This is a genomic window from Rhizobium sp. NLR16a, assembly GCF_017948245.1.
In the GTDB taxonomy this organism is placed as follows: domain Bacteria; phylum Pseudomonadota; class Alphaproteobacteria; order Rhizobiales; family Rhizobiaceae; genus Rhizobium.
The window spans coordinates 3,764,556-3,777,435 of sequence record NZ_CP072865.1 but is presented as its reverse complement, the minus strand read 5'-3'; the positions used below and the strand labels follow the sequence as shown (position 1 = coordinate 3,777,435).

At 63.1% G+C, this 12,880-nt stretch carries 10 protein-coding genes; 4 read left to right on the top strand and 6 right to left on the bottom strand.

Annotation, left to right across the window (positions count from 1 at the left end; translation table 11 throughout):
• Positions 1-3: 3 nt before the first annotated feature.
• The 6 genes from J7U39_RS18300 to ubiE all read right to left on the bottom strand — a co-directional run bounded on the left by J7U39_RS18300 (position 4) and on the right by ubiE (position 8,106).
• Positions 4-1,101 carry a DUF917 family protein gene (locus J7U39_RS18300; protein WP_210629471.1) on the bottom strand — a complete coding sequence of 366 codons (1,098 nt, stop codon included), beginning with the start codon at positions 1,099-1,101 and terminating at the stop codon, positions 4-6.
• Positions 1,082-2,362: a Zn-dependent hydrolase gene (locus J7U39_RS18295; RefSeq protein WP_210629470.1), complete on the bottom strand. Its 1,281-nt coding sequence runs from the start codon at positions 2,360-2,362 to the stop codon at positions 1,082-1,084. Before J7U39_RS18295 ends, J7U39_RS18300 begins: the two co-directional genes overlap by 20 nt.
• Positions 2,359-3,738, bottom strand: coding sequence for an amidohydrolase family protein (locus tag J7U39_RS18290; RefSeq protein WP_210629469.1), 1,380 nt, complete (start codon positions 3,736-3,738; stop codon positions 2,359-2,361). The genes J7U39_RS18295 and J7U39_RS18290 overlap by 4 nt, the downstream gene beginning before the upstream one ends.
• 131 nt (positions 3,739-3,869) lie before the next feature.
• Complete coding sequence (locus tag J7U39_RS18285; RefSeq protein ID WP_210629468.1) at positions 3,870-5,447, bottom strand: aromatic amino acid lyase; 1,578 nt, start codon at positions 5,445-5,447, stop codon at positions 3,870-3,872.
• Positions 5,448-5,535: 88 nt separating this feature from the next.
• Positions 5,536-7,110, bottom strand: a complete 1,575-nt coding sequence (gene ubiB, locus J7U39_RS18280; RefSeq protein WP_210629467.1) for a 2-polyprenylphenol 6-hydroxylase — start codon at positions 7,108-7,110, stop codon at positions 5,536-5,538.
• Positions 7,111-7,329: 219 nt separating this feature from the next.
• Positions 7,330-8,106, bottom strand: coding sequence for a bifunctional demethylmenaquinone methyltransferase/2-methoxy-6-polyprenyl-1,4-benzoquinol methylase UbiE (ubiE, locus tag J7U39_RS18275; RefSeq protein WP_210629466.1), 777 nt, complete (start codon positions 8,104-8,106; stop codon positions 7,330-7,332).
• Positions 8,107-8,254: 148 nt separating this feature from the next.
• Between ubiE and mutM the strand changes: the two genes are divergently transcribed.
• The 4 genes from mutM to dnaA all read left to right on the top strand — a co-directional run bounded on the left by mutM (position 8,255) and on the right by dnaA (position 12,802).
• The gene (mutM, locus tag J7U39_RS18270; protein ID WP_210629465.1) at positions 8,255-9,145 is read left to right on the top strand and encodes a bifunctional DNA-formamidopyrimidine glycosylase/DNA-(apurinic or apyrimidinic site) lyase; all 891 of its coding nucleotides are present in this window, start codon (positions 8,255-8,257) and stop codon (positions 9,143-9,145) included.
• A 23-nt stretch (positions 9,146-9,168) separates the two neighbouring features.
• Positions 9,169-9,942: an enoyl-CoA hydratase gene (locus J7U39_RS18265; protein ID WP_210629464.1), complete on the top strand. Its 774-nt coding sequence runs from the start codon at positions 9,169-9,171 to the stop codon at positions 9,940-9,942.
• Positions 9,943-10,133: 191 nt separating this feature from the next.
• A complete protein-coding gene (rpsT, locus tag J7U39_RS18260) occupies positions 10,134-10,412 on the top strand; it encodes a 30S ribosomal protein S20 (protein WP_064800423.1) in 279 nt (92 codons plus the stop codon).
• Positions 10,413-11,251: 839 nt separating this feature from the next.
• On the top strand, positions 11,252-12,802 hold the full coding sequence (dnaA, locus tag J7U39_RS18255) for a chromosomal replication initiator protein DnaA (RefSeq protein ID WP_210629463.1): 1,551 nt from the start codon (positions 11,252-11,254) through the stop codon (positions 12,800-12,802).
• Positions 12,803-12,880: the final 78 nt, after the last annotated feature.

The window sequence follows — 12,880 nt, the reverse complement described above, 5'->3', positions numbered from 1 at the left end:
GGCTCAGGCCTTCGCCGCCAGTGCATAACGCGCGATCTCGATTCCCATAGCCTTTTCGACGACGGGATAAACTGTCGGATCGAGCACGCTAGCCGACAGCGGAATGATATCCATCGGCACATGCAGGATGAAGACATGCATGCCTTCCTGCAACTGCCCGACGCTCAGCGGCTCGCCCTCAGACGACAGCGTAGTGATCACGGCGGGGAAGGTCGCAAGCCGCCCGCCGCCCGCATCGTCCACGGCCATATATTCGTTCATCACATGCAGCGTCACCGATTTATCACCCGAGCCGACGGCGATGGTGCCGATATCGAAGGCTTCCTTGGTATAGACGACGTCCTTCCGGCTGATGACGCCTTCGGCGAGGACATGCCCGCCCGTCGTCCTGCAGATCGCATCGATGACCGCTGGCCCGCCCCGCTTCTCCGCCGCAATGATCGCTTCTCCGAGCGCAAGCGCCATCGAGATGCCGCCGAGGGCCGCATGCGCCCTGATATAGGAGGCCCGGAGCGGATTGCGGCAGCTGGCGATGAAACCGCCGGACTGATCGGCGGCGGCGCGCAACACCGGCGAGATCTTTGCCGTCGCGCCCTTCACCACCAGCTCGATGTAACGGTTTTCGGCCCTGTTGCCGCCGACGGCGGTCTGGATCATCGGCTCGGGTGAGGCGGCCATGCCGATCGAGCCCATGTCGCCGGTCGGGTGGGCGCGGATATCGCCGACGGCATCGACCACCTTGGTGCCGAGGATCGCCGACGGCAGCCAGCCGTTCAGCGTCGAGGATTTGCCGTTCTGGCCGATGATCAGCCCGGAGAGCCTTTCGCCGAGCGCCTCCTGCAGCAATTGCACCGCCTTCACATAATCGACGCCCTGCATTTCCCAGGGCGTCGTGGAGGCCGGCGCGCCGATCGCGGCCGCAGTGGCGATCCAGTCGTCATCCTTCAATTCGTCGACCGATACCAACTCCGGTTTGCCGATGGTGACGGCCGCAAGCCCAAGCATCCGCCCGTGATCGGCCCAGCCGCCGCCGCCGGCGGCATAGACGGAGCCGCCTTTGACGGCGGCTTCGACATCCTTCTCAACCAGTATGCGTCCCATCGGCCTTCTCCCGCTTCGAATCCTTGTCCATCTCGCGCACCGCTTGGAAAAGCACGGCTGCGCCGAGCGCGATATCGTCATTGTCGGCCCATTCGTCGGGGCAGTGGCTGCGACCTCCCCGGCAGGGCACGAAGATCATTGCTGCCGGTGCCACCTTGGCGATCCAGGCGGTATCGTGCCCTGCGCCGGAGGCCATGCGCCGGTATTTTGCGCCGACGCGTTCGCAGGCGGCCTCCAGCGTCGAAAGCAGCGCGGCATCGCTGGGCGTCGGCAGATTGTCGGAAACCCGATTCGGCGCCTCGATCGTCACGCCGTAAGCGGTCGCCAGCTTTTCGACATGGCCGTCGAGCCAGCGGCAGAAGGCCTCCATATCTGCGCGGATTTCCGCGCGCCCGTCGATCAGCAGCACGACCTTGGAGGGCACGACATTGGCCGCATTCGGCTCGATCCTGAACTCGCCAACTGTCGCCGCGAAATGTCCCGGCGTTCTGGCAAGCTCGGCGGCGGCGTTGCGGATGTCGAGCACCAGCTCCGAAGCCGCGACCAGCGCATCCGCCCGCCTGTCCATCGGCGTCGTGCCGGCGTGGTCGGCCCGCCCCTCGATGGTGATCTCGATACGGGTGATGCCCGATATTGCGGTGACGATGCCGATATCCTCCCTTTCGGCTTCGAGCACCGGCCCCTGCTCGATATGGAGCTCCAGGAAGCCTGCCAAATCGGGCCGCTTCTGCCGTCCCAGCACGCCAGGCTCGCCGCCCACCTGGGCGATGCCGCCGGCAAGATCGAGGCCGCCGCTTGCCCGCGACAGCCAGGCTTCCGGCAATTGCCCGGTCATGCCGCGGCTGCCGATGCAGGAGACACCGAAGATGCTGACCTCCTCGGCAAGAAAATCGATGATCTCGAGATCGTGGTCCAGTTCCATGCCGTGGTCACGAAGCGCCCGCGCCACCTCAAGCGCCGAGACCACGCCGGCAATGCCGTCGAAGCGGCCGCCGTCCGGCACCGTGTCGGAATGCGAGCCAAGCATGATCGTGCCGAGCCAGGGTTTCCTGCCGGTGCGCCGGCCGATCAGATTGCCGGCGGCATCGATCCGCGTTTCCAGCCCTGCCGCCTTCATCCGCGCCTCGATATAGGCCCGGCCTTCCAGAAAGACCGGCGTGAAAGCCCGCCGTGTCCAGGCGCGCGCCGGCTCGGTAATATCGGCAAGCGCCTCAATATCTTCAGCGATCCGGCCGGCATTCACGGGAAGATTGCGGCTCATGCGGCTGCTCCCGAAATGACCTGGCGCGACGGCGGCCGGACGAATCGGCCGGTGCCGGGCGCGGCCAGCACCTTGCCGCCCTCGGCGATCCTTTCGCCGCGCAGATAGGTGGCGGAGACGGTCCAGGGCAGGCGAATGCCATTATACGGGCTCCAGTCGACGACGTTGTTGCCGCTCGCAGCCGCATCATAGGTGCTTTCGCGCGGCTCCAGCACGGTAATGTCGGCGTCCTTGCCTGGTGTCAGCGCCCCCTTGATGTGGTCGAGCCGGAAATGTTTCGCCGGATTCTCCGCCATCAGCCGCGCCGCCCAGGTCAGGGGAATGCCGCGCTCGAGAGCGCCTTTGACGAATAGCGGCACCATAACCTCGAGGCCGGGAACACCGGATGCATTGGCGAGCATGTCGGGGTTGGTCTTGCGGTTCTCCGACCAGCTGACGTGATCGGTCGAGACCAGCCAGACGTCGCCCTCGGCCACTTTCCGCCAGAGCCGCTCCACTTCGGCGCGCGGCCGAACCGGCGGATTGATCTTCGCCTTGCCGCCGAGGCGCCTCACGTCGTTTTCCTCGTCCAGCGTCAGGTAATGGATGCAGCACTCGACAGTCGCGGCAAAACCGTCGCGGCGGTAGGCGCGTGCGATGTCATAGCCGCGCCCGAGCGAGCAGTGCACCACATGTGCGGGGCAGCCGGTATCGGCCCCGGTCTCGAAGATCGTGTGCATCGCCAGGAGCTCGGTAATCGCCGGCCGAGACAGGCCGTGCGCCCGCCAGTCGGTGATGCCGCTTGCCTTCACCTGCTCCATATAGCTGCGCACGGCCTCGTCATCCTCATTATGCACGCCTGCCGTCAGCCCAGTCGGCGCGATTGCCGCGAAGCAGGCCTCGAGCAGGGCAGGCGGAATGCGCGGAAATCGTCTGGGATCGGTACCGAAGGTCGAAAACTTGAAGGCGGCGACGCCGGCCTCGACCATCTCCGGGATTCGCGCCGGGCCTTCTTGCGGATCGATGGTGCCGTAAAGCGCGAAATCGACACGCGCCTGCGGGGCGGCATGGTCGATCTTTCGCTTGACCGCCGCCGCCGAGCAGACGAGATTGCCCTCGTCATAAGGCATGTCGACGATCGTGGTCACGCCGCCGGCCGCTGCCGACCGCGTCGACCAGACGAAATCCTCCTGATCCTTCTGGGACAGCGAATGCACCTGCGCATCGATGGCGCCGGGCAGGATCAGCGCTCTTCCGAGCAGATGCCGTTCGCGCGCCGCGGGCGGCACGCCGAGGCCGACTTCGGCGATCTTGCCGGCGTACACGGCGACATAACCCGCTTCGACGATGCGGTCCGGCAGCACCACCGTGCCCTGCAGAACGAGATCGAAGTCCATGCCGCTTCCTCCTAGACTGACGTCGGAACCGTTGCCGGCTGGAGCATGATGCCAAGGCTTGAACGCCTTTCGGATGGATCACGCACCGGTTAATGTAGAGCAGGATTGAGATTTTGGGCCTCGGCCCACAATCATCCTGCTCGGCTGGCCAGGCGCCCTTCGATGGGCTCCGGCGAACCGAGAGCGAAGAAATCGTCGAAGGAGGCGATCGGAACCTGCTCGGTCAGCTTCGCGAGAAAATCGTCCGATCCGAGCTCTTCCTCGATCGCCTCCACCTCAGCTGAAAGCGGCCGGTCGACGGTGTAAAAAGCCGCATGTTTGCGCACGACCTCAAAGAGCATGCCGGCCACACCCTTCGGTTCATCGCCGAGAATGTCGATCGCCTGGGCAGACAAGAGCGCCTCGAGAGCGGCGAGGCGCTTCAGCGCCTGCATCTGCCGCTCGAAACGCTCGATGACCAGCGGCAGGAAGGCGGCCTCGTCCTCCAGGCCGGCCGCAACGACCAGCGACTGCGCCGAAACGGGACCGGACATCGACAGGACACGCGAGAAGATTTCGCCGGCAAGCTTGATGATCGGCCCGAAGCCGGTGGCAATCCGTCCCGGCGGCACGAGGTTGACCGGGAGGTCGCGCCGCTGGCCGTTGCCGAGAATGACGCAGCGGTTGAAGGCGTTGCGCGCCGCATGCGCCATACAGAGTGCGGCCGATTCGAGCAGGATCGTCACATCGAGCGGAAGCGAACCGCCTGATGTCATCACCCGGCCCTCGACGACGACAGGATTGTCGTCCGAGCGTCCGGTGGCGGCAAGGATCTTGTGACCGGTCGAAAGCAGATTTTCGATGACGGCGCCGAACACCTGGGCGATCATGCGCAGGCTGAGCGGATCCTGCACATGCGTTGCAACCGGCCAGTCCCATTCGTCCGAGGCGTTGCAGAGCCAGGCGCCGATCAGCGCCTCGCGCGCTGTGCCGACATGGCGCACTGCCTTCCATGGATCGCGGGAGGCGCCGAGCGCGCCGGCCGCCATCATCCCGGTGGCGAGCAGGATGCGGATCGAGGCCGCGGCATTGCGCGTCGTTTCCGCTGCCGCCGCAAAGCTCACCGCATTGACGCTCAGCGAAGCGAGGCTGTCGCGCGGCGCCATCCGCACCGGTTCTATCCCCGCTGCCCGGAAAGCGTCGGCCGCCTGCATCCGGCTGCCGCGGTAGACTGCTTCGCCGACGCCGGTCAACACCGCGCCGATCTGTCCCATCAGGCCGATATCGGCGCAGCCGATCGAGCCGGTGCGGCGCACGACTGGGATGAGATCGGCCTCGAGCATTCTGATATAGGCCTCGATCAGCTCCGGCGTGCAGCCGACCTGGCCGGTCAGCGCCGTGTTGACGCGGATGGCCATGGCGTTGCGCACCACATTGCAGGAAAAGGGTGTGCCGGTGCCGAAGTGATGGGCACGCACCAGGCCGAGATTGAAGGTGTCGAGTTCGTCGGCCGACCACTCCACGTCCTTCATGGCGCCGACGCCGGTCGTCGATCCGTAAACGGGCGTGCCTGAAGCAATCGCGTCCTCGACGATCTCGCGCGCAATCGCGATGCGGGCCATGCCGGTCGGTGAAGCCGAAATCCTCGCCTTGCCGGCACCAATCGTCACCATCTCGGCAAAACCGAGCGGTCGTCCGGAAAGTTCGATGCCAAGGCGTTCGTGCTGCATGTGCCGTATCTCCTAAACTGCGAGACTAAGCCAGCCCTCCGTCACATGGGATATCCTAAATGCCGAACACAGCATGTTATCGGAATGGTCAGCTCAGCATCCAGGCAATATAGAGGAGCGTCAATGCAATCACCCAGAGCGCGATCCTGCCCGAGCGGTTGTGCCGCGCCTCGGCCGTGCCGATCGCCTCGGCCGTCTGATCGTCGAAACGCAGGCCGTGCTCGCTCATATGCAGCAGCTGATGGTGGAATTTCTCAGTTTTCGCCGCGATTTCCGGCGCGGCTTCGGCGAGCTTGACCGCCGCCTTCAGCCCGTCCTTGAGATCGGTGACGATCCGCTTCGGGCCGAGATTGGTGCGGATCCAGTCGCCGACGACAGGCTCGGAGGCCTTCCACATATTGAAGCGCGGGTTGAGCATGCGCGACACGCCTTCGACCACGACCATGGTCTTCTGCAGCATCACCAGTTCCGGCCGTGTCGCCATGTCGAAGAGTTCGGTCACTTCGAACAGCAGCGTCAGGAGCTTGCCCATCGAGATCGTTTCGGCCGGCTGCCCGTGGATCGGCTCGCCGATCGCCCGGATCGCCTGGGCGAAGCTTTCGACATTGTGGTGGCCGGGCACGTAGCCGGCCTCGAAATGCACCTCTGCGACGCGGATGTAATCGCGGGTGATGAAGCCATAGAGGATCTCGGCCAGGAACCGTCGCTCCTTCTTGCCGAGCCGCCCGACAATGCCCATGTCGACGGCGACGATCAAACCGCCGGCATCGACGAAGAGATTGCCGGGATGCATGTCGGCATGGAAGAAACCGTCGCGCAGCGTGTGGCGCAGGAAGGACTGGATCAGTGTATCGGCGAGCAGGTTGAGGTCGTGGCCGGCCGCGCGCAAGCCCTCGACATCGGACATTCTCGTGCCGTCGATCCATTCCATGGTGATGACGTCGCGCCCTGTGCGCTCCCAGTCGACCTTCGGCACGCGAAAGCCGGGGTCGCTGCCGGTGTTTTCGGCGATCTCCGAAAGCGCTGCCGCCTCTAGGCGAAGGTCCATCTCCACCTTCGTCGTCTGTTCCAGCGTCTTCGTCACCTCGACCGGCCGCAGCCGCCGGCTGGACGGCATGAACCGCTCCTGCATGTGGGCGACCAGATACATTGCCTCGATGTCATGGACAAAACGCTGGCGCACGCCCGGCCGGACGACCTTGACGGCGACCTTCCTTCGGCCTTCTACCGTTTCGACTTCGGCCGGATGCACCTGCGCGATCGAGGCGGCGGCGATCGGCTCGCCGAAGCTCGCATAGAGTTCGTCGACCGGCCGCCCGAGCGATCCTTCGATACTCGCCTTTGCGGCCGCCGAGGGGAAGAAGGCCATCCGGTCCTGCAACTGTGACAGGTCGTTGGCGAATTCGACGCCGACGACGTCGGGCCGCGTCGCCAGGAACTGACCGATCTTGACATAGGAGGGGCCGAGCCGCTCGACCGCCTGTGCCAGCCGATCGCTGCGCTTCTGATACCGCGCCCTGCCGCGCTCGAATATCGTGACGAAGGATTTGGCAAGCGCGACCGAAGGCGGCAGGCCTTCGGACGGCAGGGCCGACACGACGCCCTCACGCACGAGCACCCAGCCGACGCGCCAGAGGCGGAAATAGGCTCCGAAAGTGCTCATGCAGGCTGGCCTGCTTGTGAAGGCGCGGCCAATCTCTCCTCCCTCATTCCTGTGCTCGTCACAGGAATCCGGCCACCGCGCGTCTGCGCGGTGAATGAGTCAGGAAATATAAAAGAATCTTTTGCAGCCCGGGACCGGGCTGCGCTGGCTTCCTGTGACATCCCTCGGGCAAAACCCGAGGAAGGGAATGAGGGAAAACGTGGAGACTGCATCATTCCCTCAGAGCTTCCAGCCGGAATGCAGCGCAGCGATGCCGCCGGTATAATTGGTGTAGGTGACGCGCGAAAAGCCGGCCTGGCGGATCATCGCCGCGAAGTTCTCCTGGTTCGGGAATTTGCGGATCGATTCCACCAGATACTGGTAGGGTTCGGCATCGCCCGTGATCACCTTGCCGAATTGGGGAATAGCGTTGAACGACCAGGCGTCGTAGATCTTGTCGAGAAGCGGCATGTCGACTTCGGAAAATTCCAGGACCAGCAGCCGTCCGCCGCGCTTCAACACGCGATGGGCCTCAGACAGCGCCTTGTCGATCCTCGGCACATTGCGGATGCCGAAGGCGATCGTATAGGCGTCGAAGCTGGCGGCCTCGAACGGCAGTTCCTCGGCATTCGCCTCGATGAAGGTGAGATTGTCGGAAAGCTTCTTCTTTGCCGCCCGTTCGGCGCCGACGCCGAGCATCGAGCCGTTGATATCGAGCACCGTCGCGCGTGCCTGCCGGCCCGAGGCCTCGATGATGCGAAAGGCGATGTCGCCGGTGCCGCCGGCCACGTCGAGCACCTTGTAGCCCGCCTCCTTGCGCGGGTTGAGCGCCGAGATCATCGCATCTTTCCAGACCCGGTGCATGCCGGCCGACATAACGTCGTTCATGATGTCGTAGCGCTTGGCGACCTTGTGGAACACCTGGTTGACCAGGCCCTGCTTCTCGCCGCCCGGCACCTCGCGGAAGCCGTAGGAGGTCTCCATGCCGCCATCGGCGGAAGTGCGGCTTTCTGACATCAGGCTGCTCCGTTCCTTGAAGATCGGCGCGGCGACCGTAGCGAAAGACCGCGCGCGACGTTATCACTGGACCGCGCTCTCCGCGGCACACTGGCGCTATAGCGCACATCGTCCTCGGTTGAAACACGTTCAATAGAGATGGGTTAAGATGCCGGAATTGCCAGAAGTCGAAACCGTCAAACGCGGCCTGGCGCCGGCGATGGAAGGAGCTCTCATTGCCAGGCTGGAACTGCGGCGTAAGGATTTGCGCTTCCCCTTTCCCGATGCCTTGGCGGACAGGGTTTCCGGCCGCACCATCATCGGCCTTGGTCGGCGCGCCAAATATCTGCTGGTCGATCTCGACGACGGCAACACGCTGATTTCCCATCTCGGCATGTCCGGTTCCTTTCGCATCGAGAAGGGCTCCGCCTCCGCAATGGCGGGCGAATTCCACCACGCCCGCTCGAAGGATGAGAAACACGATCACGTCGTCTTTCATCTGCAGGGTCCGGACGGTGCGCGCCGCGTCATCTACAACGACCCGCGTCGTTTCGGCTTCATGGATATGGTCGGACGCGCCGATCTCGCCGCCCATCCCTTCTTCCGCGATCTCGGCCCGGAGCCGACGGGAAACGAACTCGGCGCCACTTATCTGGCCGAACGTCTTCGCGACAAGGCACAGCCGCTGAAGAGCGCGCTGCTCGACCAGAAGAACATTGCCGGTCTCGGCAATATATATGTATGCGAGGCGCTGTGGCGCGCGCATTTGTCGCCGCTGCGTGCTGCCGGCACGCTGGTGACACCGGGCGGCCGGCCGAAGCAGCAGCTCGACCTGCTGGTCGCCTCGATCCGCGACGTCATCGCCGATGCGATCGCCGCCGGCGGATCGTCGCTGCGAGACCATATCCAGGCCGACGGATCGCTCGGCTATTTCCAGCATTCCTTCTCCGTCTATGATCGCGAAGGTGAGGCTTGCGGCACGCCCGGCTGCGGCGGTACGGTCGCCCGTGTCGTGCAGGCGGGCCGCTCCACCTTCTATTGCGCCGCCTGTCAGAAGTAACAGTGAGAAACCGGGAGAACAGCATGGCTTACGAGACCTTGATCGTCGAAACCCGAGGCACTGTCGGCCTCGTCACGCTGAACCGCCCGCAGGCGCTGAACGCGCTGAATTCTACCGTGCTGAGGGAGCTGAAGCAGGCCTATGCCGCTTTCCATGAAGACGATGCCGTCGGCGCGATCGTGCTCACCGGTTCCGAACGCGCCTTTGCCGCCGGCGCCGACATCAAGGAGATGCAGTCGCTTCAGTTCGCCGATATCTATAAGAGTGATTTCATCAGCGGCTGGGATGATGTCGCCAAGGCGCGCAAGCCGGTGATCGCTGCCGTCAGCGGTTTTGCCCTCGGTGGTGGCTGCGAGCTCGCCATGATGTGCGATTTCATCATCGCTTCGGAGACCGCGAAGTTCGGCCAGCCGGAGATCAACCTTGGCGTCATTCCCGGCATGGGCGGCTCTCAGCGGCTGACACGCGCCGTCGGCAAGGCGAAGGCCATGGATCTGATCCTGACCGGCCGCATGATGGATGCGGCCGAGGCGGAACGGTCGGGACTCGTTTCGCGTGTGGTGGCGCCCGAGCGTCTCATCGATGAGGCTTTGGCCGCCGCCGAAAAGATCGCCGCGCTGTCGCAGCCCTCGGTCATGATGGCCAAGGAGGCGGTCAACCGCGCCTTCGAGACGACGCTGGAGGAAGGGTTGCGGTTCGAACGCCGCCTGTTTCATAGTCTCTTTGCCACGGACGATCAGAAGGAAGGCATGACCGCCTTCATCGAGAAGCGCAAACCTGCCTTCAAGCACCGTTGAATGCTTTTCGGCGCTTGCCGCCGGAAAGCTTGAAAATCCGCGTTGACGTGGGCCGGCTTTAGGGTTATATGCCCGCCCACGGTTCGGAAAGCCGCTCTGGTTTTCCGCGATTGCTCCCGCATTGCTGGATTTGGTGGCCGCAGGGCCCGCGGTAATGGCGGAGTTTGTTCGAATTCTTGAGAGAGGCATCCATGGCCAATACAACTTCGGCGAAAAAAGCGACCCGCAAGATCGCCCGCCGTACCGACGTCAATAAGGCTCGTCGCTCGCGCGTTCGTACTTTCGTTCGCCAGGTCGAAGAGGCCATCGCATCCGGTGACGCCGACAAGGCGAAGGCAGCTTTCCTGGCCGCTCAGCCGGAACTCGCCCGCGCCGCCAGCAAGGGCGTGCTGCACTCCAACACGGCGTCGCGCAAGGTCTCTCGCCTGGCCGCTCGTGTGAAGGCTCTGTCGGTCTCCACGACCGCGTAATAATCCATTAACGACCTCCTCGTTATGATTAGCCCGGTAATTTTACCGGGCTTTTTCGATTCTGCCGAACGGCCTCTGCATGGTGAATCTCACGACTGTTTCGTGTCAGTGCCATGACAGGAAAAAGTGTTCAAAAACAATGACTTGCGCAAGGATGCTTTCTCGCTGCGCGACTCTGGCCGAACCTTTGCGGATCAGGGGCGAGTCAAGCAGATTTTTATTTTTTTTCTTTCTTTGCGTGTCAAAATAGCCCGAACGGGGAATCTCGTTGATTCAACTGCGATTCTTTTTTGACGCTGGTGTGACGCCCGAAAAGGGTCGCTGGAGTCAATGGCCGCATCTTAATTTTGCGTAAAATTCATCGTTGATCTTGCCATTTGATCCTGCCTAAATGGCGTCCAACAGAGGGCGCGGACATCACCTGTAGAGTTCGGTCTTAACTGCCACGTCGGCAGGGCGATGAATTTGTGCCATCTGTTACGGAGCCTTGCGCTTCCGTTTTTTCAAGCACTTGACGGATTTGGGCCGTAACGTGGCTGTTACGGGGCAGGGATGTTTTGTGCCTATGGCAATCACACGTTTAGCGTGAGGCTGCCGGATAGGGGATAGTAATATTGCGTTCGGGCTGGTCGGCCGAAAACGAGGATTGACCGACAGCTTGGCATGGAAAGCCGATGAAGGCGCCGCATGAACGCGGTACCTGCAACGGGCTTCTGTGCCGTGTTTGAGTGAACCGGCAGGCGGGTGGCTTCATGAGGATGCCGCCAGCCCGTCAAAGCGGGGAATGATCGGGCGGCTGTTTTAGCGGAGGCCGCCCGGTGGAATTGAAAGGCGGCATTATGCAGATAAATACGATGATGGCGGGCGGGCTCGACAACGGGGATGCGGCACCGCAGGCGTTCGGCTCCATTCGCCAGGAAGTGGGGGAAGCAAAGGCGGAAATGAAGCAGAGCATTTTGTTTGAGCGTGTCAGCGCGCGCTTGAAGGCCCAGGTCGGTCCTGACGTCTATGCCAGCTGGTTCGCCAGGCTGAAGCTGCATTCGGTATCAAAGAGCGTTGTTCGCCTTTCGGTTCCCACGACCTTCCTGAAGTCGTGGATCAACAATCGTTATCTCGATCTCATTACCGGTCTGTTTCAGGCCGAAGACCCGGAAATCCTGAAGATCGAAATCCTGGTGCGCACGGCAACCCGCAGCGGCATGAAGGCCGTCGACGAGGTGGTCCAGCCCGAGCCGGCTGCTCCCGCGCAGATGCGCCGTCCGCCAAGCGCCCAGCCGGCCGGTCAGGCCGTCCAGCAGGCGGTTTCGGCCGTTGCCGCCGCAAGGCCCGCAAGCCTCGGTACGCCGCTGTTCGGTTCGCCGCTCGACAGCCGTTTCACCTTCGATACCTTCGTGGAAGGCAGCTCGAACCGCGTCGCGCTTGCGGCTGCCAAGACGATCGCGGAAGTTGGCTCCGGCGCCGTACGTTTCAATCCGCTCTTCGTCCATTCGACGGTCGGGCTCGGCAAGACCCATCTGCTGCAGGCGATCGCCAATGCGGCGGTGCAGAACCCGCGAGCCCTGCGCGTCGTCTATCTGACGGCCGAATATTTCATGTGGCGCTTCGCCACGGCGATCCGCGACAACGACGCGCTGACGCTGAAGGATTCATTGCGCAACATCGATCTCCTGATCATCGACGACATGCAGTTCCTGCAGGGCAAGATGATCCAGCATGAATTCTGCCACCTCCTGAATATGCTGCTCGACAGCGCCAAGCAGGTCGTCGTCGCCGCCGACCGCGCGCCATGGGAGCTGGAGTCTCTCGATCCGCGCGTCCGCTCACGCCTGCAGGGCGGCGTTGCCATCGAACTCGACGCGCCGGATTACGAAATGCGCCTCGAAATCCTCAAGCGGCGTCTGGCCGCGGCCCGTCTCGAGGATCCGTCGCTCGAAATTCCGGCAGATCTGCTTCAGCACGTCGCCCGCAACATCACGGCCAGCGGCCGCGAACTCGAAGGCGCCTTCAACCAACTGATCTTCCGCCGCTCCTTCGAACCGAACCTGTCGATCGAGCGCGTCGACGAATTGCTCGCCCATCTCGTCGGTTCGGGCGAACCGCGCCGCGTGCGGATCGAGGATATTCAGCGCATCGTCGCCAGGCACTACAACGTCTCGCGCCAGGAACTGGTCTCCAATCGCCGCACCCGCGTCATCGTCAAGCCGCGCCAGATTGCCATGTATCTGTCGAAGACGCTGACGCCGCGCTCCTTTCCGGAAATCGGCCGCCGCTTCGGCGGGCGCGATCACACGACCGTGCTGCACGCCGTGCGCAAGATCGAGGAGCTGATATCCGGTGACACCAAGCTTTCGCACGAAATCGAGCTGCTGAAGCGGCTGATCAACGAATAACCGGCGGACCTGTCGGGAAATTTGACGGCTGGAAGCGATTCCAGCCGTTTTCCTTTATAGGTTTTTTATTTTATACCT

Bases quoted from the DNA above. Each gene is read 5' to 3' on its own strand.
- ubiE (WP_210629466.1), bottom strand. From the start codon at position 8,106: ATGTCAGAAAGCCGCACTTCCGCCGATGGCGGCATGGAGACCTCCTAC.
- rpsT (WP_064800423.1), top strand. From the start codon at position 10,134: ATGGCCAATACAACTTCGGCGAAAAAAGCGACCCGCAAGATCGCCCGC.
- J7U39_RS18290 (WP_210629469.1), bottom strand. From the start codon at position 3,738: ATGGACTTCGATCTCGTTCTGCAGGGCACGGTGGTGCTGCCGGACCGC.
- dnaA (WP_210629463.1), top strand. From the start codon at position 11,252: ATGCAGATAAATACGATGATGGCGGGCGGGCTCGACAACGGGGATGCG.
- J7U39_RS18300 (WP_210629471.1), bottom strand. From the start codon at position 1,101: ATGGGACGCATACTGGTTGAGAAGGATGTCGAAGCCGCCGTCAAAGGC.
- J7U39_RS18295 (WP_210629470.1), bottom strand. From the start codon at position 2,362: ATGAGCCGCAATCTTCCCGTGAATGCCGGCCGGATCGCTGAAGATATT.
- mutM (WP_210629465.1), top strand. From the start codon at position 8,255: ATGCCGGAATTGCCAGAAGTCGAAACCGTCAAACGCGGCCTGGCGCCG.
- J7U39_RS18265 (WP_210629464.1), top strand. From the start codon at position 9,169: ATGGCTTACGAGACCTTGATCGTCGAAACCCGAGGCACTGTCGGCCTC.
- ubiB (WP_210629467.1), bottom strand. From the start codon at position 7,110: ATGAGCACTTTCGGAGCCTATTTCCGCCTCTGGCGCGTCGGCTGGGTG.
- J7U39_RS18285 (WP_210629468.1), bottom strand. From the start codon at position 5,447: ATGCAGCACGAACGCCTTGGCATCGAACTTTCCGGACGACCGCTCGGT.